The 22604-nt window shown below is 31.9% G+C and carries 23 protein-coding genes; 10 read left to right on the top strand and 13 right to left on the bottom strand.

Annotation, left to right across the window (positions count from 1 at the left end; genetic code table 11):
• The first annotated feature begins 30 nt into the window (after positions 1 to 30).
• Entirely contained in the window at positions 31 to 1551 is a 1521-nt protein-coding gene (locus DFQ10_RS05340) for an OmpP1/FadL family transporter (protein WP_115816320.1), read from the top strand.
• A 101-nt stretch (positions 1552 to 1652) separates the two neighbouring features.
• On the opposite strand, the gene DFQ10_RS05335 is transcribed toward DFQ10_RS05340, so the two are convergent.
• A complete protein-coding gene (locus DFQ10_RS05335; protein ID WP_115816319.1) occupies positions 1653 to 2252 on the bottom strand; it encodes a DUF1684 domain-containing protein in 600 nt (199 codons plus the stop codon).
• 234 nt (positions 2253 to 2486) lie between these two features.
• On the opposite strand from DFQ10_RS05335, the gene DFQ10_RS05330 reads away from it, so the two are divergent.
• Both DFQ10_RS05330 and DFQ10_RS05325 read left to right on the top strand, forming a co-directional pair.
• On the top strand, positions 2487 to 3698 hold the full coding sequence (locus DFQ10_RS05330; RefSeq protein ID WP_115816318.1) for an MFS transporter: 1212 nt from the start codon (positions 2487 to 2489) through the stop codon (positions 3696 to 3698).
• Complete coding sequence (locus DFQ10_RS05325) at positions 3698 to 4075, top strand: VOC family protein (protein ID WP_115816317.1); 378 nt, start codon at positions 3698 to 3700, stop codon at positions 4073 to 4075. The genes DFQ10_RS05330 and DFQ10_RS05325 overlap by 1 nt, the downstream gene beginning before the upstream one ends.
• Positions 4076 to 4116: 41 nt before the next feature.
• On the opposite strand, the gene DFQ10_RS05320 is transcribed toward DFQ10_RS05325, so the two are convergent.
• A complete protein-coding gene (locus tag DFQ10_RS05320; protein WP_115816316.1) occupies positions 4117 to 4560 on the bottom strand; it encodes an Lrp/AsnC family transcriptional regulator in 444 nt (147 codons plus the stop codon).
• Positions 4561 to 4677: 117 nt separating this feature from the next.
• Between DFQ10_RS05320 and DFQ10_RS05315 the strand changes: the two genes are divergently transcribed.
• A complete protein-coding gene (locus DFQ10_RS05315) occupies positions 4678 to 5076 on the top strand; it encodes a hypothetical protein (RefSeq protein WP_115816315.1) in 399 nt (132 codons plus the stop codon).
• Positions 5077 to 5086: 10 nt separating this feature from the next.
• Here the strand turns inward: DFQ10_RS05315 and DFQ10_RS05310 are convergent, their stop codons facing one another.
• From DFQ10_RS05310 to DFQ10_RS05295, 4 genes are all read right to left on the bottom strand, one after another.
• A complete protein-coding gene (locus tag DFQ10_RS05310; protein ID WP_115816314.1) occupies positions 5087 to 5695 on the bottom strand; it encodes a DEAD/DEAH box helicase in 609 nt (202 codons plus the stop codon).
• A 60-nt stretch (positions 5696 to 5755) separates the two neighbouring features.
• Entirely contained in the window at positions 5756 to 6295 is a 540-nt protein-coding gene (locus tag DFQ10_RS05305) for a sigma-70 family RNA polymerase sigma factor (protein ID WP_115816313.1), read from the bottom strand.
• A 245-nt stretch (positions 6296 to 6540) separates the two neighbouring features.
• Positions 6541 to 7014, bottom strand: coding sequence for an OsmC family protein (locus tag DFQ10_RS05300; RefSeq protein ID WP_115816312.1), 474 nt, complete (start codon positions 7012 to 7014; stop codon positions 6541 to 6543).
• Between the two features lie 112 nt (positions 7015 to 7126).
• Positions 7127 to 10540 (bottom strand): methylmalonyl-CoA mutase family protein, encoded by a 3414-nt coding sequence (locus DFQ10_RS05295; protein WP_115816311.1) that lies wholly within the window; start codon positions 10538 to 10540, stop codon positions 7127 to 7129.
• 145 nt (positions 10541 to 10685) lie between these two features.
• Here DFQ10_RS05295 and purU point away from each other — a divergent pair, with 145 nt between their 5' ends.
• Positions 10686 to 11540 (top strand): formyltetrahydrofolate deformylase, encoded by an 855-nt coding sequence (gene purU / locus DFQ10_RS05290; RefSeq protein WP_115816310.1) that lies wholly within the window; start codon positions 10686 to 10688, stop codon positions 11538 to 11540.
• Positions 11541 to 11791: 251 nt separating this feature from the next.
• Entirely contained in the window at positions 11792 to 12892 is a 1101-nt protein-coding gene (locus tag DFQ10_RS05285) for an OmpA family protein (protein WP_115816309.1), read from the top strand.
• 364 nt (positions 12893 to 13256) lie between these two features.
• Here DFQ10_RS05285 and DFQ10_RS05280 read toward each other — a convergent pair whose 3' ends face one another.
• The gene (locus tag DFQ10_RS05280) at positions 13257 to 14387 is read right to left on the bottom strand and encodes a TlpA family protein disulfide reductase (RefSeq protein WP_115816308.1); all 1131 of its coding nucleotides are present in this window, start codon (positions 14385 to 14387) and stop codon (positions 13257 to 13259) included.
• A gap of 224 nt (positions 14388 to 14611) precedes the next feature.
• Here DFQ10_RS05280 and DFQ10_RS05275 point away from each other — a divergent pair, with 224 nt between their 5' ends.
• Both DFQ10_RS05275 and DFQ10_RS05270 read left to right on the top strand, forming a co-directional pair.
• Complete coding sequence (locus DFQ10_RS05275; protein ID WP_115816307.1) at positions 14612 to 15319, top strand: DUF4197 domain-containing protein; 708 nt, start codon at positions 14612 to 14614, stop codon at positions 15317 to 15319.
• 84 nt (positions 15320 to 15403) lie between these two features.
• Positions 15404 to 15601 carry a Lacal_2735 family protein gene (locus tag DFQ10_RS05270; RefSeq protein ID WP_115816306.1) on the top strand — a complete coding sequence of 66 codons (198 nt, stop codon included), beginning with the start codon at positions 15404 to 15406 and terminating at the stop codon, positions 15599 to 15601.
• Between the two features lie 165 nt (positions 15602 to 15766).
• Here the strand turns inward: DFQ10_RS05270 and DFQ10_RS05265 are convergent, their stop codons facing one another.
• The 4 genes from DFQ10_RS05265 to prfA form a co-directional block, all read right to left on the bottom strand.
• Positions 15767 to 16549 carry an ABC transporter substrate-binding protein gene (locus DFQ10_RS05265; RefSeq protein ID WP_115816305.1) on the bottom strand — a complete coding sequence of 261 codons (783 nt, stop codon included), beginning with the start codon at positions 16547 to 16549 and terminating at the stop codon, positions 15767 to 15769.
• Between the two features lie 104 nt (positions 16550 to 16653).
• On the bottom strand, positions 16654 to 17463 hold the full coding sequence (pyrF, locus tag DFQ10_RS05260) for an orotidine-5'-phosphate decarboxylase (protein WP_115816304.1): 810 nt from the start codon (positions 17461 to 17463) through the stop codon (positions 16654 to 16656).
• Between the two features lie 2 nt (positions 17464 to 17465).
• Positions 17466 to 18146 (bottom strand): signal peptidase I, encoded by a 681-nt coding sequence (lepB, locus tag DFQ10_RS05255; RefSeq protein WP_115816303.1) that lies wholly within the window; start codon positions 18144 to 18146, stop codon positions 17466 to 17468.
• A gap of 33 nt (positions 18147 to 18179) precedes the next feature.
• The gene (prfA, locus tag DFQ10_RS05250) at positions 18180 to 19259 is read right to left on the bottom strand and encodes a peptide chain release factor 1 (RefSeq protein WP_115816302.1); all 1080 of its coding nucleotides are present in this window, start codon (positions 19257 to 19259) and stop codon (positions 18180 to 18182) included.
• 117 nt (positions 19260 to 19376) lie between these two features.
• On the opposite strand from prfA, the gene DFQ10_RS05245 reads away from it, so the two are divergent.
• The gene (locus DFQ10_RS05245; RefSeq protein WP_115816301.1) at positions 19377 to 19664 is read left to right on the top strand and encodes a hypothetical protein; all 288 of its coding nucleotides are present in this window, start codon (positions 19377 to 19379) and stop codon (positions 19662 to 19664) included.
• Positions 19665 to 19714: 50 nt separating this feature from the next.
• Complete coding sequence (locus tag DFQ10_RS05240) at positions 19715 to 20377, top strand: ATP-binding cassette domain-containing protein (protein ID WP_115816300.1); 663 nt, start codon at positions 19715 to 19717, stop codon at positions 20375 to 20377.
• 21 nt (positions 20378 to 20398) lie between these two features.
• On the opposite strand, the gene DFQ10_RS05235 is transcribed toward DFQ10_RS05240, so the two are convergent.
• Both DFQ10_RS05235 and DFQ10_RS05230 read right to left on the bottom strand, forming a co-directional pair.
• Positions 20399 to 21403, bottom strand: coding sequence for a DUF3078 domain-containing protein (locus tag DFQ10_RS05235; protein ID WP_115816299.1), 1005 nt, complete (start codon positions 21401 to 21403; stop codon positions 20399 to 20401).
• A gap of 10 nt (positions 21404 to 21413) precedes the next feature.
• Complete coding sequence (locus tag DFQ10_RS05230; protein WP_115816298.1) at positions 21414 to 22592, bottom strand: AIR synthase related protein; 1179 nt, start codon at positions 22590 to 22592, stop codon at positions 21414 to 21416.
• Between the last annotated feature and the right edge of the window lie 12 nt (positions 22593 to 22604).

Genomic DNA, 22604 nt, shown 5'->3' with positions numbered 1-22604 from the left:
AAATAATTCCAAATTAAAAAAACTTTACTTATGAAAAAATTACTTATGCTATGCATAGGCTTAGTAAGCTCATCTTTTATTTTAGCACAAGACATTACGGATGCAGTTAGATATTCTATGGATGAAATACAAGGTACTGCACGTTTTAAGGCTATGAGTGGTGCTTTTGGAGCCTTAGGAGGCGATATGTCTAGTGTTAACATCAATCCGGCAGGTTCTGCTATCTTTAACAACAGTCATGCATCAGTTTCATTAGGCTTATATAACAAGAGTAACGATATTAACTACTTTGGAGGTATCAATTCTTCTTCAGACTTGAACGTAGATTTAAATCAATTAGGAGCTGTTTTTGTTTTTGATAATATGAATTCAAATTCACTTTGGAAAAAATTCTCATTGAGTGTAGCATATGATAGCTCTGGGAATTTTGATGATGACTGGGTTGCAAATGGAACTAACCCAAACAATTCTATTGGTGATTATTTTAGATTGAATGCTCAAGGATTAAGACTAGATGAAATTTCTGCCTTACCTGGAGAATCGATATCACAAGCTTATTCAGAAATTGGCTCGCTATTTGGTTTTCAAAATCAACAAGCTTTTTTAGGATACGAAGGTTATATTATTAACCCATTAGAAGATACCGATGAAAATACAAATTACACCTCTAACATAAACGGTGGCGATTACAACCAACGCTTTGCTTATGCAAGCACAGGTTACAATGGCAAATTAGCATTTAACTTTGCCACTAGCTACAACGATAAATTTTATTTTGGACTGAATCTAAATTCACATTTTATAAATTATGAACGCTCTACATTTTTAAATGAAAGAAATTCAAATGTAAGCTCTACAGTAACTAATGTCAATTTTGAAAATAATTTACTTACAACAGGTACTGGATTCTCTCTTCAATTAGGAGGTATTGCAAAAATTACTGAAGAATTAAGAGTTGGATTGTCTTACAACTCACCTACATGGTATAGAGTTTCGGATGAAACATCTCAGTATTTATCAACTAATAGAATAGAAGACGGACAAAACATTAATCAAGTTATTAACCCAAATGTCATTAACGTATACGAAGAATACAAATTACAAACTCCTGCTAAAATTACAGGAAGTTTAGCTTATGTCTTTGGAAAGCGTGGTTTATTGAGTCTTGATTATTCAATGAAAGATTATAGTAATACAAAATTTAAACCGACTTCTGACGCCTATTTTTCTGCCATAAATAACGACATTAACGACAGATTAACCTCAGCAGCCACCATTAGATTAGGTGGCGAATATCGCTATAAGCAAATTAGCTTTAGAGGTGGTTATCGTTTTGAAGAAAGCCCATATAAAGACACTGATTTTTATGGGGATTTAACAGGGTACTCTTTAGGTATTGGTTATAATTTTGGTAGTATTAATTTAGATCTTGCTTTTAGCCAAGCAACACGAGATACCAATTATCAATTATATAATGTTGGACTTACAGATGCAGCGTCTATTGAAACAAATTATACAGATTTTGTAGTAACTCTTGGATTTAATTTATAAATAAAATCTAAAACATAAAAAAAGCCTGAACATTACAGTAATGTTCAGGCTTTTTTATGCCTATTTACTAAGCAATTATGTTGATCTCAGAAGAATAAAACCTATTTATTAAAAGCCTTTATTCCGGCTTCAACATCTATGTCAATATAATTTTCTCTAGGAACTATTGGGCAAGAATATTTCTCATTATAGGCGCAATAAGGATTATAAGCAGAATTGAAATCAATTTCTATAGTATCTCCGTCAGGAATCTCTAAATCTATATATCGTCCACCACCATAAGTTAAAGTTCCATTGGTGTTATCTAGAAAAGGCAAAAACAAATAATTTTCAAAACCCTCTTTTTGCATAAGTTCTTGGCCTTGATATACATTCAATTCAAAAGATTTTCCTTTCAGCTCAAAAGTTAATATACCAAAAACACGCTCTTTAGATAAGCGATCAGTTGTTGTTTTCATGTTAAACCATTCTGTATCTGGTAAGCGTTTTAATGAAGCTTTTACAACAAAAACGGAATCATAAGGAAAGAAGTCTAAACCCTCAAAAGTTTTTAAATCTTTAGCTTTTAAAGGAGATTTTGAAGCATCCTTAAATTCATCATTCATAGTTTTCTGAAATGGAGTTTCTTCTGTAGTCTTTTCATTGTGTTGTGCACAACTAAACGAAAACACCACTAAAAAAAGTAACAATAAATTCTTCATTTTCAATAAATTTTAATCCCAAAAATACAACATATCAAATTTTATTGTAGCTTTGAGTAAGTAATAAAATAAAAACGATGTTAAAAGTTACTAGATATACAAAGCAAACTACCGTTATTTCTTGGGAAGTAATTCGGACGCATTATCTATTGTAACTATTCACATATACTATTAAACAATATTTAAAAGTCCGACCTAACCGTCGGACTTTTTATATTTATACCAACCACCAAAATGAAAAAAATATATACTAACTATATAAATAACTTTAAAGGACTCTCAAAGGAAGTTTGGTTACTAGCACTTATTACTCTAATAAATAGAGCTGGTACCATGGTAATACCATTCTTATCTAAATACCTTAAAGAAAACCTAGAATTTTCAATACCAGATGCTGGTACAATTTTAATGTTCTTTGGAATCGGCTCACTAATTGGCTCATGGCTAGGTGGTAAACTAACAGATCAGATTGGATTCTACAAAGTGATGTTTTATAGTTTACTTTTTACCGGATTTGGCTTTATTATTTTACAATACATTACATCATTTCTTGGTTTATGTATAGGCATATTAGTACTTATGAGTATTGCAGACACCTTTAGACCTGCATTATTTGTTTCACTTAAAACTTATAGCAAACCTGAGAATCAAACACGCTCGCTTACATTACTACGATTAGCTATAAATCTAGGAATGGCTTTTGGACCAATCATCGCTGGATTAATCATTGGACTTGATGGTTATTCGCTTTTATTTTGGATTGATGGTATCACTTGTATTTTAGCCATATTATTATTCAAGTTTTTAATAAAAGAAACCGTTAAAAAGGTATCCATTGAAGAAAAATTAATTAACCAGCAAAACAAAAACGCAGCTTTAAAAGACAAATCATTTCTAATTTTTTTTACTATTAGTTTTTTAATCGCCTTATCATTCTTTCAATTAATTACATCAATGCCTATTTATCATTTTGATAAATATGGCTTAACAGAATTACAAACAGGCTTAATTATGTTTATAAATGGAGCTCTAATTGTAATTTTTGAAATGCCACTTATTGCTTATTTGGAAGCTAAAAAAGTACCTAATACAAGGCTCATATTATTTAGCTCAATATTATTTGCGCTTAGTTATTTTGTTCTATTATTTGATGTTTGGGCTGGTATACTCATCATAAATATTATACTACTCACCTTTGCAGAAATGATTGGCTTCCCATACACTAATGCATTTGCTTTAAGTAGAGCAAAAAAAGGGAGTGAAGGCAGTTATATGGCGCTATACACCATGTCTTTTGCGCTTGCATTTATTGTTGGCCCAAAAATAGGAATGGATATTATTGAAAATTATGGCTACACTATAAATTGGATAATCACTGGATCATACAGTTTAATAGCTGTTATTTTGTCTATTTGGTTGCAAAAACGCATAAAAAATAACCTATAATGAATTTAAATCAAATTACAATCTCATCTTTAGAAGTTGAAAAATCAGTAGTATTTTACAGAGCCCTCGGTTTCAATTTAATTGTAAATGCTTTACCAAAATATGTGCGTTTTGAATGTTCTAATGGTGATTCAACATTTTCTATTCATAGAGTTGAAGACTTACCCACAGGTAATAAAATAACCTTATATTTTGAAGTAGAGAATCTTTCAAAAACAGTAAATACGCTGAAACAAAAAGGAATTATTTTTAATACTGAAATCTTAGAACAACCTTGGCTATGGAACGAAGCACATCTTAACGACCCTAATGGCAATCATATTATCATTTATCACGCTGGAGAGAATAGAAAGAATCCACCTTGGAGAGTAAATTGAATAATATTGAAGACACATGTTTTCAACTAAAAGTTATGAAATTACTCTAAAGCCTTTATTTCACTATGTTTTACAACATGAGACAACACAATTTGTGTTTTAGTTTCACCAAAGCTAATTAATTGATCTATAAACGATTCTAAATGTTTTTGATTTTTTAAAACCACTTCCATTACTATATTTTCGTTTCCTGTAATTCGGTAACAATTAACCACTTCGTCATATGTTTTTACTTTTTCTAAAAACGGCTTTAGCATTCCCATAAACGCGCGTAAAGTTATTAATGCCTTTAGTTGGTAACCAACTTCAAAAGGAGATATAAATGTGGTATAACCCTGAATAATTTCAGCATCCTCCATTTTTTTTATGCGCTCAGAAACCGCAGGTGATGTTATCCCAACCTGTCTACCAATTTCTGCATTAGACATACGTGCATTATTTTGAAGACACTTTAAAATCTTCCAGTTTAATTCATCGATTTTCATTTAAAGAAAATAAGCTATAATTACATAAATATTAAAGTAAATATACAGAATAACTTTAAACATTAAAGTACGAATTGAATTTTTGGGTTTAACTTCGTGAACGTTGCTATTAAAATTATGAACTATAACCTACCATTGCATTTTTCAGAATTACCTGTTTACCAGAAGGCTATGGACATCCTTGTGCTTTCCCGAAGCATCTCAACGTATTTAAATCAGGATTTAAAGTATTTAAATGCAGATGGCTCAGAAGATCCGCATATTTATTTCACTGGCGACATTATCCAACAATCTACAAATCTTGCACCTCAAATTATTAATGCAGAACAAGAAAGCTGTTCTGATAAAAAAAATAAGTATTTCGAAAGTTTAGATCGTTTAACAACGCGATTATACAGAAATTGCAAGAGATTAGAAATGGCCAATAGTAATGGTAGAGATTATTTGCCTATTCTTAGAGGTGAATTAAGAAAATTCAGAAAATTAAAGCACCATTGGATGATGATGACTTTATAAGCCATTATTATTACTTTATAATGTGGGCATTACTCATAAAATTATTCTGATAATTCTGAATTTTAGAATTCATTGCATCTGCAATAATTAAGAACTGACATTTAGTAACACTTTCAGAAAGTCGTAATATATGATTATAAGCATTGTTACGACCTAAATAATCTGCATCCTTAATAACAAATAATTGAACTTCCCCTAAATGAATTCCATTAAGAAAATAGAGTTTACTTAATCGCGAAGGTGTCGCTATTACAATATCTTGTCCGTAATAGACTTCTGTTTTTTGCTTTTCAATATCATATTCATCATAAAGCGCATAAACTCTTAAATCTGTATTTTTTGTAAAACGCTCAAATTCATCTTTTAAAGCTAAAGCATCCGCTTTATCTTTTACAGTAATGATAGCTCGTGGTGAATCTTCAAAAGCTTCTGCTCTTAATTTATGAATAGTTGCTATAATTAATGCTGTAGTCTTACCACTTCCTTTTGGTGCAATCACATAAGCATCTGAACCACCTTTTAAAGTGGGTAATACTTTTTTCTGAAATGCATTTGAAGTTTCAAATCCTGCGTTTTCTAAGGATTCTTTTAATAAAGGGTGTAGTTTTTTGAAAGACATCTTACTGTTTATAAATATAGCTTGATTAACAATTTAGCTATAGAAGTTTCAAAGATACTATTATTGACAAACTTTACAGTCGGCTTTCTCTTGTATTTCTCCAACTAAATGGCCGTCTTCGTTCATTTTAAAGCCACAGCAATCCATAAATCCTTGCGCTATCTGTTTTCTAGCACGTTGAATTTGAGATTTTACCGTTGGTAAGGATAAGTGTAATTGATTAGCAACCTCTTGTTGTTTTAAGCCCTTTATATCATACAAAAACAAAGGGTCTCTATATTTTTTAGGCAAGCTTTTTATAATACCTCTAAGGCAATCTTGCTCGGAATGCTCTTTAGGTTCTGGTTCTGATTCTATTTCTAAATCTTCTACCGGAATTTCTTTTTTATTCATTCTGAAGTAATCCAAAATAGTATAGCGCGCAATGGAAAACAGCCATGGTTTTAGCTTATTTTCATCTTTTAAGGTATGTAACTTCGTGTGTACTTTAATAAAAGTTTCCTGAAGAATATCTTCCGTAATCACAGGATTCTTTACTTTACTTAAAATAAAGCGTCTTATGTCTTCTGCATAAATTCCCCAAACATCTTTCGTAGTCATATTCTAAAGTAATTAAAATTAGTTCGGACACAAAACTTTGCATCCGAACTAACACTAATTTAACAATTGCAATTTGTACATGTACAATTATCACATGTACAATTTTGACAATTTCCTTTTGAGCAACCTTCACAGTTACAAGTACATTCTTTATTTTTCATGACATCTATTTTTTATGTTCATATAATAGACGAGATAATCCTAAAAAAGATGCAAAAAAGATGAGAATATTTATTGAAGCTGAACTATTTAACCAATATCAGTGCTTTGTGAGTAATTGGAAAGTTGCAAGAATTGGCTATAAAGCATAAGCTGTTTGCTTCTTTATGTAAACTCAGCGCTAATTCTTTTTGATTAATATCCTTTATGGTTACAACAGGTTTTAATCGTACTGTTTTAAAACTACCACTACCTGAAACATTGACTTTTAAATCACCTTCAGCATCATCTGTATAGCTTAATACTTCTATATTGTTTTGAGAACAAACGTATAAGTAAGACATCATGTGGCACGATGTTAAAGCGGATAATAATAAATCTTCTGGATTGTATAAACTATCATCACCTCTAAAGGTTTTTGCTGCAGAAACATTTAATGGTGTTGCTTTGTTGTCTATTATCACCTCATGATTTCTACTGAAGGTTCTTGGGTTTTGCGTGCTTTCGCCATCATTGATTTCCCAGTTAACAGTGGCTTTAAAAGTGTGTTTTATCGACATGTTATTTTATTTGTTGATGTAAAAAAAGCGTTTCATTTTGAAACGCTTTTAGTTATTCTATTTAATTTGAGATGCTTCACTACACTATGAATGACAAATAGTGGTTCTCTGCTTACATATTTCTGCGATACTGTCCTCCTACCTCAAATAAAGATGACGTAATTTCTCCTAAACTACATACTTTACAAACTTCCATTAAAGCTTCAAAAATATTTTCGTTGTTTATGGCACGTTGTTGTAAATCTTTCAACAATGCTGTTGTATCATTTGCTTCATGAAGGTTCGCTAACGTTTTAATCTGAAATTGTTTCTCTTCTTCAGTGGCTCTAATCACTTCCGCAGGAATAACCGTTGGTGACCCTTTACTACTTAAGAAGGTATTTACACCAATAATTGGGAATTTCCCGTTATGTTTCAACGTTTCGTAGTATAAACTTTCTTCTTGTATTTTACTACGTTGGTACATCGTTTCCATGGCACCCAAAACACCACCTCTTTCTGTAATTCTGTCAAATTCTTGTAAAACTGCGTCTTCTACTAAATCGGTTAATTCTTCAATAATAAAAGACCCTTGGATTGGATTTTCGTTTTTATTTAATCCTAGTTCTTTATTTATAATTAATTGAATTGCCATTGCACGTCTAACCGATTCTTCAGTTGGTGTTGTAATAGCTTCATCATACGCGTTAGTGTGCAATGAGTTACAGTTATCATAAATAGCGTATAAAGCTTGAAGCGTTGTACGAATATCATTAAAGTCAATTTCTTGAGCGTGTAAACTACGTCCAGACGTTTGAATATGATATTTCAACATTTGTGCTCTTGCATTTGCACCATATTTGTGCTTCATGGCTTTTGCCCAAATTTTACGTGCCACACGACCAATTACAGCATATTCTGGATCGATTCCGTTTGAGAAAAAGAATGATAAGTTTGGACCAAATTTATTGATGTCCATTCCACGACTTAAATAATATTCCACGTAAGTGAAACCATTAGATAACGTCAACGCTAATTGTGTAATCGGGTTTGCTCCTGCTTCTGCAATATGGTATCCAGAAATTGATACCGAATAGAAGTTACGTACGTTATTCTCAATAAAATACTCTTGAACATCTCCCATTAAACGCAACGCAAATTCTGTAGAGAATATACATGTGTTTTGTGCTTGATCTTCTTTTAAAATATCTGCTTGAACGGTTCCTCTAACTTGAGCAATCGTATTCTTTTTAATCTCGGCATACACATCTGATGGTAATACTTGATCTCCTGTAACACCTAACAGCATTAAACCTAAACCATTGTTTCCTTCTGGTAACTCACCATTATAAGATGGTCGTTCTTTACCTTTATAAAGCTTAGTAATTTTTGCTTCAACTTCTTTTTCTAAACCATTTTCTTTAATGTAAAACTCACATTGTTGATCTATGGCAGCATTCATAAAAAAGCCTAGTAACATTGGCGCAGGACCATTAATAGTCATACTTACCGATGTCATTACATTTGCTAAATCAAAACCAGAATATAGTTTTTTAGCATCATCTAAACAACAAATACTAACACCTGCATTACCAATTTTACCATAAATATCTGGTCTTAAATCGGGATCATTTCCGTAAAGCGTTACACTATCAAAAGCGGTAGATAAACGTTTTGCTGGTAAACCTGCACTTACATAGTGAAAACGTCTGTTGGTACGTTCTGGTCCACCTTCTCCTGCAAACATACGTGCTGGATCTTCGCCTGTACGTTTAAAAGGATATAATCCTGAAGTATATGGAAATTCTCCTGGTACGTTTTCTTGCAATGTCCAACGTAATAAATCTCCCCAAGCTTGATACTTTGGTAAGGCAACTCGTGGAATTTGTAAATGCGATAACGACTCAGAATGTGTTTCTATTTTTATTTCTTTATCTCTTACCTTAAAGCTATAAATTGGATTTTTGTATTTGTTTACTTTTTCATCCCAACCTGTAATAACTTCCCAATTGTAAGGATCTAAGTTTAACTTTACACGGTCGAATTCGCTAACTAAAAGTTTTACAAAATCTTCATTACCGTCATTCTCCGAGATAGATTCTGAAGCAATTCCTGCTTTATCTAATTCTGGAGTTGCCTCTAAAACAGATTCTAATGTTTTAAAAATACCGTATAAACGTTGGGCAACTTCAACTTGCGCATCTGCTGTTTTATCGTACGCGCGATTATTCTCAGCAATTTCAGATAAATAGCGTGTTCTTGATGGTGGAATCACAAAAATCTTCTCGCTCATTTCTTTAGAAATTTCGAAAGTCGATTTTAATTCTGAGTCTGCCTTTTCTACCAATTTATCCATAATGGCTTTATAAAGCGTATTCATTCCTGGATCGTTGAATTGTGAAGCTATGGTACCATAAACAGGCAAATCGTCTTGATGCACATCCCAAAGATTATTGTTACGCATGTATTGCTTTTTCACATCACGCAACGCATCTAAAGAACCACGTTTATCAAACTTATTAATAGCTACCAAATCTGCAAAATCTAACATATCGATTTTTTCAAGTTGTGTCGCTGCACCAAATTCTGGAGTCATAACGTATAATGCCACGTCTGAATGTTCTATAATTTCAGTATCAGACTGACCAATACCAGACGTTTCTAATATGATTAAATCATATTCTGCAGCTTTTAAAACTTCAATAGCTTCGTTTACGTATTTTGATAAGGCTAAGTTAGACTGACGTGTTGCTAAACTACGCATATACACTCTTGAGTTGTTAATCGCATTCATACGAATACGATCCCCTAAAAGTGCTCCTCCTGTTTTACGCTTAGAAGGATCCACTGAGACTAAACCAATGGTTTTTTCTGGAAAATCGATTAAAAAACGACGCACTAGCTCATCGACTAAACTGGATTTACCAGCTCCACCTGTTCCTGTGATACCTAAAACTGGTGTTTTAGACGTTTTATTTTTAATATGAATTTTGTCTAATGTCGCTTTTGCAACTTCCGGGAAATTTTCTGCTGAAGAAATGACTCTAGCAATTGCTCTTGGGTTTTTAGTAGGAAGCATATCTACTTCGTTACTTAGTGTATCACCAATGGCAAAATCGGATTGTTGTACTAAATCATTAATCATACCTTGTAAACCAAGTGCTCTTCCATCATCTGGAGAATAGATTCTGGTAATTCCATAATCCATTAATTCTTTAATTTCTTCAGGGAGAATAACTCCACCTCCACCTCCAAAGATTTTGATATGACCAGCTCCTTTTTCATTGAGCAAATCATACATATATTTAAAATACTCGTTATGACCACCTTGGTAAGAGGTTAATGCAATCGCATTTGCATCTTCTTGAATCGCCGTATTCACAACTTCCTCTACACTTCTATCGTGACCTAGGTGAATCACTTCTACTCCTGTAGATTGTATTATACGACGCATAATATTTATAGCAGCATCATGCCCATCAAAGAGCGATGCAGCTGTTACTATACGTACTTTATATTTTGGTTTATAAGGTGCAACTTGTTCCATTCTTAAAAATCTAGCTTATTTGAGTGGCAAATTTAAGGAATATTCAAAAAATTAATGCAATAATCGATAAATATCTAAAACTTGAAAAATCTCAGTATCGCTAACATTTTTAATTACTTTTAACAATACATTCAAGTTTAGTTTTATGCAGAAAATTACGTTACTTATTCATTGTGAAGATCAACCAAATATCATTGCTTCAGTCACTAATTTCATGGCTTCAAATGATGGTAATATTGTTTACATAGATCAACACGTCGATAGAGAACAAAACATCTTTTTCATGCGTTTAGAATGTGAATTTGGATCTCATTCATTTTCACTGGAAGCGTTTAAACAACTATTCAATACGACTTTAGCAGACAAATTTAAACTCGATTGGAAAATTTTCGCAGCTGAAAGAAAACCTAAAATGGCATTGTTCATTTCTAAGTATGACCACTGTTTGTATGATATTTTAGGTCGATACAATTCAGGTGAATTACATCTTGAAATTCCTTTTATATTAAGTAATCATCTCGACTTAAAACCAATTGCTGACAATTTTAATATTCCTTTTTACCATGTACCTGTAACCAAAGCAACAAAACAGGAAGCTGAACAAGAGCAACTAAAATTGCTTGAAGTACATGGTATTGATTTTATCGTCTTAGCGCGATACATGCAAATTGTTTCTGAAACATTGATTGATAAATACCCAAATAAAATAATTAATATTCACCATTCATTTTTGCCTGCCTTTGTTGGTGCTAAACCTTATCATTCTGCTTACAAACGAGGTGTGAAAATTATTGGTGCTACAAGTCATTACATTACTGAAGAGCTTGATGCTGGTCCGATAATACAACAAGATGTTGCTCACGTATCACACACACACTCAATTAAAGATCTTATTGCAAAAGGACGCGATTTGGAAAAAATCGTATTATCTAATGCTATAAAACTTCATGCAGATAGAAAGGTGATGGTTTTTAATAATAAAACTGTTATTTTCTCTTAAAATTCACCATTCTTAGTCCGTTTTTTTACTTAGAAATAAAAATTATTTTAAATTCTAATTTTTCACACTAAACTACACACCTCTTTATTTATCTACTATTAAGGCTTCTTTTAGCTTAAAATATTCCCTCAATACAAGTCTTAATAAAAAGTTAATGTGACCTATCTTAAATTATTGTCTCTAATAAGATGTAAGGCATTAAATTTTCTTACCACAAGATATAATCTATTAACAAATTAATTTTTTTAACCATGAAACAAAAACTATTATTATTGGTATGCTTTATTGCAGGAATTGGATTTTCGCAAGCACAAGGTTTACCAACCAACCCAGAACCAGGAAAGTGTTACGTAAAATGTATCACTAAAGATTCTTTTAAAGAAGTAGAAGAAACAATACAAACGTATCCTGCTTACACTACTTTACAAGTTATTCCTGCAACTTACAAAACTGTAGAAGAAAGTGTATTAGTAAAAGAAGCTACAAAGAAATTTGTTTACGTACCAGCTACATACGAAAATGTTGAAGTGCCTTACGTAAATCAAGAAGGACGTACAGATTTAAAAGTTATACCAGCTAGTTTTGGTAATGACTCAAGAACTTTTGAAGTTCACCCTCAAACTTCTGGTTGGGAATATAAAGTATTAGAAGATTGTCCTTCAGTAAATAAAGATGATTGTGTTGCTGCATGTTTCGTTGAGTATCCTGCACAATCTAGAGATGTAAGTTTTACAACTTTATCTTCAGACGCTAGCACAAATGCTGTTCCTGTATCAGAAAAAACTACCACTTACACAAAACGTGTTATTAAGACTCCTGCAAGAATGGATGAAATACAAATTCCTGCTGAGTACAAAACTATCAAAAGAAAAGTAATAGCAACTCCTGCTTCTACAACTACAAATACTATTGCTGCACAGTACCAAACTGTAACAAGAACTGTTTTAGACAAAAAAGGTGGTATTACTACTTGGGAAGAAGTTGATTGTGAGTTATTAGATCCAAACGTATTACCTGTATTTTATGAATTAGGTAGTGCAAGATTGACACCTGCTTCTAAAAAGACTATTGACGAAACTTTATTACCAATCTTAACGGATTCTAACGTAAGTATTGAAATTATGTCTCATACAGATGCTAGAGGTAATGATGATTTTAACCAATCTTTATCTCAACAGAGAGCTAATTCTGTCGTAAACTATTTAGTATCTAAAGGTATCTCAAGAAGCAGATTATCTGCAAAAGGATATGGTGAGACTAGATTAACAAACAGATGTTCTAATGGTTCTGATTGTTCAGAAGCACAACACCAAAGAAACAGACGTACTGAATTTAGAGTTTTAAGTAACTAAGAATTAAGTAAGTTTTAATATTACAAAGAGCTCCTATTATAGGAGCTCTTTTTTTATACGCATTCATCAATATTCTAAACTTTATAACTTCTGCAATTAACCTGTAACTGCCGTATAATTCATACTATAACACCAAACTAATGCATCTTAAGTGTTATAATTCGATTTTAGAGCCATAGCTGTTTGTAATACAATAAAGGAATACCCTGTTCTAGAACTGATAAACTAATAGCATTGACTAACAACCTCTATCTTAATTCTAGACTATTACAATATTGCATAGGCCAAAACAGCTATTAGTCAATTAATCAAAAAGATAATATCCTAATATTTATAAGTTAGATTTTAGGACTACGTATGTATTTTAAGGAGTATTCTTTTGTATATGATACACTGGGTAAGACACTATTTTCTTTTCTGCAGTAATACCAAAATTATCTTCTAAGTCGGTTTGCATCAATTGAAAAAACTTATAATGAAAATCCCAATCGTGAAGTGAGAGGCTAATTTCATTATCATCAGGAACAATTATTGGCATATCTAAGACATAAGACAATTGATATGCAATATCTTTTAAAGATACGTTATCAGCTTTAATTTGAGAATCACCAACTAAATACTTCGCATTGTTTTTACCCCAATCTATTTGATCTGTGCCCCAAAATCGAGGAGTTGTTACCACAAAACTAATTCCTTCACCTTCACTGTATTTTCTATTTATACCAAGTTTCATTTCGGTAATAAGCTTAACAGCAAGATTTTCATTTTCGTTAAATGGCTTTTTAAAATAAATCTCATAATTGGTATCTAACTCTTCGTCTAACACAATTTGATTTTTGTATATTTTGGCTAAATAACTTACAATACGCGTTAACGAACCTGTTAGCTTTAAATAGTTATCAGCATCTACTACAGATAAATCTTCTACTTCAACAGACAATGGCTTTATCTCTAAAGCTTCTTTTGGTATATATTCTTCGTTAAAGTCCTCTTCTTCTGTAACCACTTCAAAAAAGGCACTAAGAGATGTATTTGACGTTTGTTGTTTTAAAAATTTAGCTACAATATTTGCTTTTAAATCTGGCGCACCACCTCTCCACAATACTTTACCTTTGCTATTAAACAAAACTCCGTCTGGTATTGCGGTTACATTAAATTCTTTATGAGTTTCACCATTGTAATCAATAGCAATGGCTAGTTCTGCAGGCTTCCTTTCTAAAAAACGCTCTACAGTAAGTGGATTTTCTTTAGTCATTGATACAATATATAAATCTTTAGGAAATTGCTTTTGCAACACCCCTAAATGTTCCTTAGCCGTAATACATGGACCACACCAAGTCGCCCAAAAATCAACAAAATAAAGTTTATTGTTATCTGGTGTTGCTATATTAGATTCTTGTAAAAATTCAGAAACCTTAATTTGGTTTTGTGCATTAATACTAAAGCACACTAAAAATGAAAGCAATCCAAATAGGTTTTTTTTATACAATTCCATAAACTATATTATCTTTTAATAAGGTATAATCAAATATGATGCTAAAATAAGGATTTGAAAAAATAAAAACTCATTTAACAACAATACCTTGAAGTAATTATACATTAATAATTTAAAATTAACCAAATTATAACCTGAAAACAGAAAAGCACTTTTAAGATTCATTTGGATAATAATAACACTATAGCTGAAGTTTTATTTTATCTTTGCAAAAAAATACACTTATGAAAAAATTTTTGACCTCAGTTTTATGTCTTTCTCTTTTATTTTCTTGCGCAGAATTGCAACAAGTTGTGGATTCATTGCCTCAAGCAGAAGGAGTACTTAGCAATACCGATATTGCAGCTGGCTTAAGACAAGCCTTAGATCTTGGTATTGACAAACAGGTTAGTAAATTGACTCAAGAAGATGGTTTTTTTAAAAATGAATTAGTAAAAATAGTATTACCAGAAGAATTACAAAAAGTAGATAATACCTTACGTAAAGTAGGCTTGAGTAGCTTAGCAGATGAAGGTCTTAAAATATTAAACAGAGCTGCAGAAGATGCTGTTAAAGAAGCCACTCCAATTTTTGTGAGTGCTGTAAAAGATATCACTTTTGCTGATGCTAAAAATATTTTACTAGGTGAAGATAATGCTGCTACATCTTATTTAACTTCAAAAACACAAATAGAACTTTATAGTAAGTTTAAACCTGTTATTGAAAACTCATTTAGTAAAGTAGGTGCAGACAAAATTTGGACTAACTTAATCACAAAATACAATAGCCTTCCATTAACGAGTAGTGTAAATCCTGATTTAACGGATTACGTTACAAATGAAGCTCTAAAAGGTGTATACACAATGATTGCTGTTGAAGAAAAGGAAATAAGAGAAAAGACATCTTCTCGAAGCACAGAATTATTGAAGAAAGTATTTGCACTTCAGGATTAAATAAAAGTTGAATTTTATATTTTTTTATTGATTCTAAAGATAAATCACTAACTTTAAACAACTAACGTATTAATACGTTTCGTTGTGGCAAATCTAAATAGACTTCTAAATAAAAAGAAAAGACTACATAAAAAATATAGACAGCTTATTGAAGATGCTTATAATTTAAGACCAACAGATCATGCATTAAGTGATTTTTCTGAATATAAAGCTACTAAAGTGCTACATAAAATTAATAAGTTAGAATTTGTCATTGGAGATACGCAACTACAAGCTAATTAAATTATTAATAAAAAGTTTTTATTTAATTATATCCTAATATTAACATAACGTACAACTTACAGAATATAACCATCTTTGCAATGCAAGAGATTGAGTTAGTTAAATCTTAAATTTAGAATTATTAGTTTTAAGTCGGTATTTAGTGAGGTATCGACTTTTTTTTACCTAAGAACTAAGTGTTTTAAAGTATGTGTAAGATTTTAATAATCGGCTGCCGTACCAAGAAAACAATTCACCATCTACAATTTTGATTGTCTTTTCTGGAAATTTAGATTGTAATTCTAAAACATGCTCTTCTTTAAACGGAAATGGTTCACTAGAGAGAAAAATAAGATCAGCTTCTTTTAATTTCGAATTATTTAGGTCGATTTCCGGATAGCGTTTTTCTTCTTTATAAACATTTACAAAACCAGCTTCTGTAATCATAACATCTATAAAGTTGTCTGATGCTGCAACCATCCAAGGTTTTTTCCAAATGAAATAAGCGACTTTTAACTTATCTCTATTTTGAAATTGAAGCTGAAATGCTTCACGTTCTAATTGAATATTTGATACTAAAGTTGAAGTTGTCCTTTTAATATTAAAAATCTCTCCATACATGTTAATGAGCTCAAAGCAATCTTTCAAATTATAAATATCACTTACGTGAATTGCCGCAATTTCTTTTAAACTTTCAATTATTTCCTTAGTATTTTCCTCTTTATTACAAAGAATAATATCTGGACGAAGTGCTTCTATTTTTTCAATATTGATTTGTTTTGTCCCTCCAACAACGGCCTTAGACATTCTAAGATGTTTCGGATGCACACAAAACTTAGTAACGCCAACAATTGAAGCTTCTAAACCTAAATCTACTAATAATTCTGTCTGAGAAGGCACTAACGAAATAATACGTTTGGGTATTTTATTGAGTTGGATTTCTCGTTTAAGTTGGTCGATATATGTCATTATGAATACTTTGGCCGCGATCAGTATAAGCTGAGTAAAGCAATCTGTTTAATTAAAATTCTGTTTCAGGAGATTCCCTCGTCTTAAGTCCTCGTAATGACAGTTCACAATTCAACAGACATCTGTTTTTGTAATTCTTCAGCTTTTTGAGCTGCAGCTTCTGCAAAATTTTCGTCTTGTGAGGCGTAAATAATACCTCGAGACGAATTAATTAATAAACCGACAGAATCGTTCATTCCATACTTACAAACGTCTTGAAGATTACCTCCTTGCGCACCAACACCAGGAACTAATAAAAAGCTATCTGGAATAATTTTTCTAATATCACCTAAAAATTCAGCTTTAGTAGCTCCAACTACATACATTAAATTTTGTGAGTTTTCCCAAGATTTAGAAGTCTCTAATACTTGTTTGTACAACTCAACACCATCAATCGTTTTTGTCTGAAAATCGAATGCTCCTTGATTTGATGTTAATGCTAGCAGAATGGTATGTTTATCTTTGAAAGCCAAGAATGGTTCTACTGAGTCTTTTCCCATATAAGGTGCAACAGTAACACTATCGAAACCTAAATCTTCAAAAAATGCCTTAGCATACATAGTGCTTGTATTACCAATATCTCCACGCTTGGCATCTGCAATAGTGTAAATTTCAGGATGGTTGTCGTTGAGATAGTTAATCGTTTTCTCTAAGGCTTGCCAGCCTTTTATTCCGTAGGCTTCGTAGAATGCAGTGTTTGGCTTATACGCCACACACAAATGATGTGTTGCATCTATAATCGCTTTATTAAAAGCAAATATTGGATCTTCTTCCTTTAATAAATGTTTTGGAATTTTATTTAAATCGACATCTAATCCTATACAGAGAAAAGATTTCTTTTTTTTGATTTGGGATATAAGTTCTTGTGTTGTCATTTTTAAAACTGTAATATGAGAGTTCCACTAATATTATCTTCATCTACAAATCCTCGCCATCTTGAATCATACGAATTATCTCGATTATCACCAGAAAAGAAATATTTCTCCTCAGGTAATACAACTGGTCCAAAATTATTAACTGTCCAGTCTATATGATTAGAAAAAACTTCTTTTGACAAGTTACCTCTTATAGAAGAAGAATATCGCTCTAATTTAACAGGAAGATTTTTCACAAAAGAATCATCTAAAAAAACTATAATTGTTTCAGAATTATATCTAGGATATGCTTCAGGATTATCAACTTTACCAAGAACGTTAGCGTTAAAAGATTCAGTTGTCATCTCGTATTGAAATCTCAAATCTATTCCTTCATCAATATTATTACCGTTAATATAATAATAACCGTTTTTGCATTCTAAAGTATCACCTGGTATAGCAATTAACCTCTTAACGATTGTCATGCCTCCTGCATCTAAACTATCAGAAAACTTAAAATACACAAAATCTAATCGTTCTGGCTTTCTTAAACTAGAGCCCAAAAATCTTGATCCATGTTTTAAATTCGGTTCGTTAGATGTAGACTCCACATGAAAAGATTTCAACACACCAGACCATCTAAATAACAATACTCCTGAGAAGAAAGCAATAACAATAAAAAGAATGGTTTTCTTTGAGTTCATTAATTTAGATTTCTGCTTTCGCAGGAATTTGGTTTAAATTACATCATCGCTAGCTTTCAACAACTCGGTGTTTTCTGCTAACATTAATTCGTCAATTATTTTTTGAATATCACCATTAATGATATTTTGCAAATCGTAGAGTGTTAAACCTGGTACTCTATGATCCGTTACTCGTCCTTGTGGATAATTGTAGGTTCTAATCTTAGCAGATCTATCACCAGAACTTACCATACTCTTACGTTTTTCAGAATCTGCAGCTTGTTGTTTTGCTAATTCTAAATCGTATAAACGCGAACGTAAAACCTTTAAGGCTTTCTCTAAGTTTTTGTGAGATGATTTCTGATCTTGACAACTTACAATCATTCCTGTTGGCTCGTGATGCAACTTAATTGCTGAGTACGTTGTATTCACCGACTGACCACCAGGACCAGTTGATGTAGTACGCTCAATACGCACTTCTGTCATGTCTAATTCATAATCAAATTCTTCTGCTTCTGGTAATACCATAACGGTTGCTGCACTGGTATGCACACGACCTTGAGTTTCTGTCTGAGGTACACGTTGCACACGGTGAACACCTGCTTCAAACTTTAAGGTTCCGTAAACATCTTCTCCAGAAACTTCAAAAATTATTTCTTTAAAACCACCAGATGTTCCATCACTCTGACTTACAACATCTACTCTCCAGCCTTTATCACTGCAATATTTAGAATACATTCTGTATAAATCACCAGCAAAAATACTAGCTTCATCTCCACCTGTTCCTGCACGTACCTCAACGACCACATTTTTAGCGTCATCTGGATCTTTAGGAATCAACATAAAACGAATCTCTTCCTCTAATTTATCAATAGTTTCTTTAGCCTCCTCAAGTTGCATTTTGGCCATATCTACCATTTCGGCATCAGAACCATCAGCAATTATTTCTTCAGCTTCAGTAACGTTATCGGTAGCTTCTTTATAAATCTCACCTTTATCTACAATTAGCTTAAGATCTTTGTATTCTTTCATCAGCTTTGTGTAGCGTTGCTGATCTGATATAATATCTGGTTGAATGATAAGGTCATTTACCTCATCAAATCGTTGTTTTATAATTTGTAATTTCTCTAACATCTCTCTTCAAAATTGGAATTCAAAAATACGTTTTTTTATGGATTCTCTTGCTTCCATTATCAGGACATTTTTACAATCAAAAAATAAATACTCTAAAATGAACGTTTAGTATGTAATATGTATCGTTTCCTAGCTATACTATCATTTTACAAGCCGTTTGTGGTTTGGTCGCTTCTGGTAACTGTTGTCGTTGCATTTTTCAATGCACAGATTGCACCAGCAATTGCTACTAAACTATTTCTTACGGTTTTCGCATGGTATTACGTGAGTGAAACTCCAAACAAACGAAAATTAACCTTTTATAAAAATATAGGCATTTCGCCATTGAAGCTTTTTTCTATTATGTTTATAGTGGATTGCTTTTTAACTGTTATTTACCTCACTATTTTTAAAGAATTCACTTAGGTTCTCATAAAATTTTGAAAGTATATAAAACATATTTCACTAAATATTAAATGATATTTGAATTAGACAATGTAGAACTTTACTTTAAAAACAAACGCATTTTAAACGGTATTTACTTAAAAGCAGAAACAGGAAAAGTGACTGCAATCTTAGGCCGAAATGGCTGTGGTAAAAGTAGTTTGCTCAATATTGCATTTGGAAATTTAAAACCAAAATATAAATTGATTAGGTTAAATAACAAACCGCAACTAAAACCATTGTACTCAACAGGAATTGCTAAATATTTACCTCAATATAATTTTATTCCCAACGGAATGAAATTATCGTTTATTTTTAAATTATATGCACTTGATTGGGATGTGTTTACTGAAAAATTCGATGCTTTTTCAATTTACAAAAATCATAAATTTAAAGCCTTATCTGGTGGTGAAAGGCGACTTATTGAAACTTATATTATTCTGAAATCAGAAAGTAAGATTGTATTTTTAGATGAACCGTTTTCACATTTATCACCTCTACATATTGAAACTATAAAACAGCTCATTGCCGAAGAAAAGAAAATGAAAGCTATTATTATTTCAGATCACATGTATCAGCACATAATTGAAGCTTCTGACGTTATCTATCTATTACAAAATGGTACTACAAAACAGATTAAAAAGCTTACCGAACTTGAAGATTACCAGTATTTAAGTGAAGGTGCCCTAAATTAGATTAAACTCTTTTATAGAATATTATGAGGACGTATTTGACTTAATAATATTATCTAAATCCACCACAACACCTACTCCTAAAATTTGCTTCCACTGTAGTTTTGGGCCAATAATTACAATCTCTTCGTTGGTTATTTCATTAGTTTCTACTTCAACTTTAATATCATCATCATACCTTAGGTGAGAACCTAATGTAGCTTTTACAAATTTGTTCACTTTCATATCTAAGTTAAGCTCCCATTCTACATCAATATTTCCAAAACTGTTGATGTAGTCTGTATACAAGCGTAAAAGACTTGTGATTTTTATATTTTCAAATACTTCTTCCTGAAATTGATTAGTTAAAAGAATACCCAATTCTTGTCTTACCTTTTTTCCATCCTTAAGAATATTACCTTCTAAATCATAAATTGCTGGATCAACACCAAATGCTCCTTTATTAGCTAAGTCTTTATCTAAAACAAAAGTCGTTTTTAAAGTGAATGGAGACGCATAAAAAGACAAGCGTTCAATATGTCTTCCGTATTCCATACCTAAACCAAAAAACATATATCCAGGAGCCAAAAACCTTGAAATAGGATTATCTCTATCAGGATAGTTATAACCATTAGCTAACTGTGTATTAAGACTAAATCGAGCAGAATAAAACCAATTACTTTTAGAATCTTTTTCTAGTCCAACATTAGAAATCACTTCTATAACATCATCCGTTTTTTTAATGACTTCAGCATCTTGCTTATTTAAACCATAACGCACATTAAAGTTAGAGTTCCAGAACCATTTTTCTTGTTTGTATTTTGCCTCAGCTTTACCAACTATTATGCCCGAAATTGAATTGGTACCACCAGAATTCCAGTTGGTAAAAGACACCTGATTAAGATTTAAGCCAACTTCTTTTTTTGTTCTCCAACCCAACTTAATAGGCGCTTGTTTTTTCTTTTTAAAATATAGTGAATCTGGTTGTGCTGATAAGATACCTGTACACAAAATAAATACTCCAAAAAGAAACCACGAATAGCTTTTCATACCTTAAAAATTAATAATCAAACGTTCCATATTCGCTTTTTATGGTAAGCTTCTTTTGTTCTGAAGCTTCTACCCTACCAATAATTTTAGCATCTACATTAAAAGACTTAGAGATCTCAATAATTGCATTTGCTTCTTCTGGTTTTACATAAAGCTCCATACGATGACCACAGTTAAATACTTGATACATTTCTTTCCAATCCGTTTTAGATTGTTCTTGAATGAGCTTAAATAACGGTGGAATATTGAACATATTATCTTTTATAATATGAAGGTGATCTATAAAATGAAGAATCTTAGTTTGCGCACCACCACTACAGTGCACCATGCCGTGAATAACATCACTATTGTATTTATTTAAAATTGCTTTTATTATTGGCGCATAGGTTCTAGTAGGAGAAAGCACTAGTTTACCTGCATCTATTGGTGAATTTTCAACAGCATCTGTAAGTTTTGTTTTTCCAGAATACACTAAATCTTCTGGTACAGCTGCATCATAGCTTTCAGGATATTTTTTTGCTAAATATTTAGAAAACACATCGTGTCTTGCTGAAGTTAATCCATTACTACCCATTCCTCCATTATATTCGGTTTCATAAGTTGCTTGTCCAAAAGATTCTAAACCTACAATTACATCACCTGCAACTATATTTGCATTATCAATAACATCACTGCGCTTTATGCGAGCTGTTACCGTAGAATCTACAATAATGGTTCTTACTAAATCTCCGACATCTGCAGTTTCTCCACCAGTTGAATGAATGGTAACACCAAAGGATTTTAAATCTTCTATTAAATCTTCTGTTCCGTTAATAATAGCAGAAATAACCTCACCAGGAATTAAATTTTTATTCCTACCTATGGTTGATGATAGCATAATATTATCAGTTGCACCAACACAAAGTAAGTCGTCAATATTCATAATTAGGGCATCTTGTGCTATACCTTTCCAAACGGATAAATCTCCAGTTTCTTTCCAATACATGTAAGCTAAAGACGATTTTGTACCAGCTCCATCTGCATGCATAATAAGACAATACTCATTATCATTGGTTAAATAATCTGGTACTATTTTACAGAATGCTTTAGGAAATAAACCTTTATCAATATTCTTAATTGCGTTATGGACATCTTCTTTTGAAGCAGAAACACCTCTTTGTGCATATCTTTTACTAACCGAATTACTCATGGAACTTTTTAT

This window comes from Winogradskyella eximia (assembly GCF_003386165.1).
GTDB lineage: Bacteria > Bacteroidota > Bacteroidia > Flavobacteriales > Flavobacteriaceae > Winogradskyella > Winogradskyella eximia.
Note: the sequence above shows the minus strand (reverse complement) of the source record. Positions and strands in the feature narration are given on the sequence as shown.

Excerpts from the sequence above, each read along its gene's own strand:
- DFQ10_RS05275 (WP_115816307.1), top strand. The coding sequence starts at position 14,612 with ATGAAAAAATTTTTGACCTCAGTTTTATGTCTTTCTCTTTTATTTTCT.
- DFQ10_RS05235 (WP_115816299.1), bottom strand. The coding sequence starts at position 21,403 with ATGAAAAGCTATTCGTGGTTTCTTTTTGGAGTATTTATTTTGTGTACA.
- pyrF (WP_115816304.1), bottom strand. The coding sequence starts at position 17,463 with ATGACAACACAAGAACTTATATCCCAAATCAAAAAAAAGAAATCTTTT.
- DFQ10_RS05295 (WP_115816311.1), bottom strand. The coding sequence starts at position 10,540 with ATGGAACAAGTTGCACCTTATAAACCAAAATATAAAGTACGTATAGTA.
- DFQ10_RS05280 (WP_115816308.1), bottom strand. The coding sequence starts at position 14,387 with ATGGAATTGTATAAAAAAAACCTATTTGGATTGCTTTCATTTTTAGTG.
- DFQ10_RS05310 (WP_115816314.1), bottom strand. The coding sequence starts at position 5,695 with ATGTCTTTCAAAAAACTACACCCTTTATTAAAAGAATCCTTAGAAAAC.
- DFQ10_RS05285 (WP_115816309.1), top strand. The coding sequence starts at position 11,792 with ATGAAACAAAAACTATTATTATTGGTATGCTTTATTGCAGGAATTGGA.
- DFQ10_RS05305 (WP_115816313.1), bottom strand. The coding sequence starts at position 6,295 with ATGACTACGAAAGATGTTTGGGGAATTTATGCAGAAGACATAAGACGC.
- DFQ10_RS05315 (WP_115816315.1), top strand. The coding sequence starts at position 4,678 with ATGAACTATAACCTACCATTGCATTTTTCAGAATTACCTGTTTACCAG.
- DFQ10_RS05230 (WP_115816298.1), bottom strand. The coding sequence starts at position 22,592 with ATGAGTAATTCGGTTAGTAAAAGATATGCACAAAGAGGTGTTTCTGCT.
- DFQ10_RS05240 (WP_115816300.1), top strand. The coding sequence starts at position 19,715 with ATGATATTTGAATTAGACAATGTAGAACTTTACTTTAAAAACAAACGC.
- lepB (WP_115816303.1), bottom strand. The coding sequence starts at position 18,146 with ATGAACTCAAAGAAAACCATTCTTTTTATTGTTATTGCTTTCTTCTCA.
- purU (WP_115816310.1), top strand. The coding sequence starts at position 10,686 with ATGCAGAAAATTACGTTACTTATTCATTGTGAAGATCAACCAAATATC.
- DFQ10_RS05340 (WP_115816320.1), top strand. The coding sequence starts at position 31 with ATGAAAAAATTACTTATGCTATGCATAGGCTTAGTAAGCTCATCTTTT.
- DFQ10_RS05330 (WP_115816318.1), top strand. The coding sequence starts at position 2,487 with ATGAAAAAAATATATACTAACTATATAAATAACTTTAAAGGACTCTCA.
- DFQ10_RS05320 (WP_115816316.1), bottom strand. The coding sequence starts at position 4,560 with ATGAAAATCGATGAATTAAACTGGAAGATTTTAAAGTGTCTTCAAAAT.
- prfA (WP_115816302.1), bottom strand. The coding sequence starts at position 19,259 with ATGTTAGAGAAATTACAAATTATAAAACAACGATTTGATGAGGTAAAT.
- DFQ10_RS05245 (WP_115816301.1), top strand. The coding sequence starts at position 19,377 with ATGTATCGTTTCCTAGCTATACTATCATTTTACAAGCCGTTTGTGGTT.
- DFQ10_RS05325 (WP_115816317.1), top strand. The coding sequence starts at position 3,698 with ATGAATTTAAATCAAATTACAATCTCATCTTTAGAAGTTGAAAAATCA.
- DFQ10_RS05335 (WP_115816319.1), bottom strand. The coding sequence starts at position 2,252 with ATGAAGAATTTATTGTTACTTTTTTTAGTGGTGTTTTCGTTTAGTTGT.
- DFQ10_RS05265 (WP_115816305.1), bottom strand. The coding sequence starts at position 16,549 with ATGACATATATCGACCAACTTAAACGAGAAATCCAACTCAATAAAATA.
- DFQ10_RS05300 (WP_115816312.1), bottom strand. The coding sequence starts at position 7,014 with ATGTCGATAAAACACACTTTTAAAGCCACTGTTAACTGGGAAATCAAT.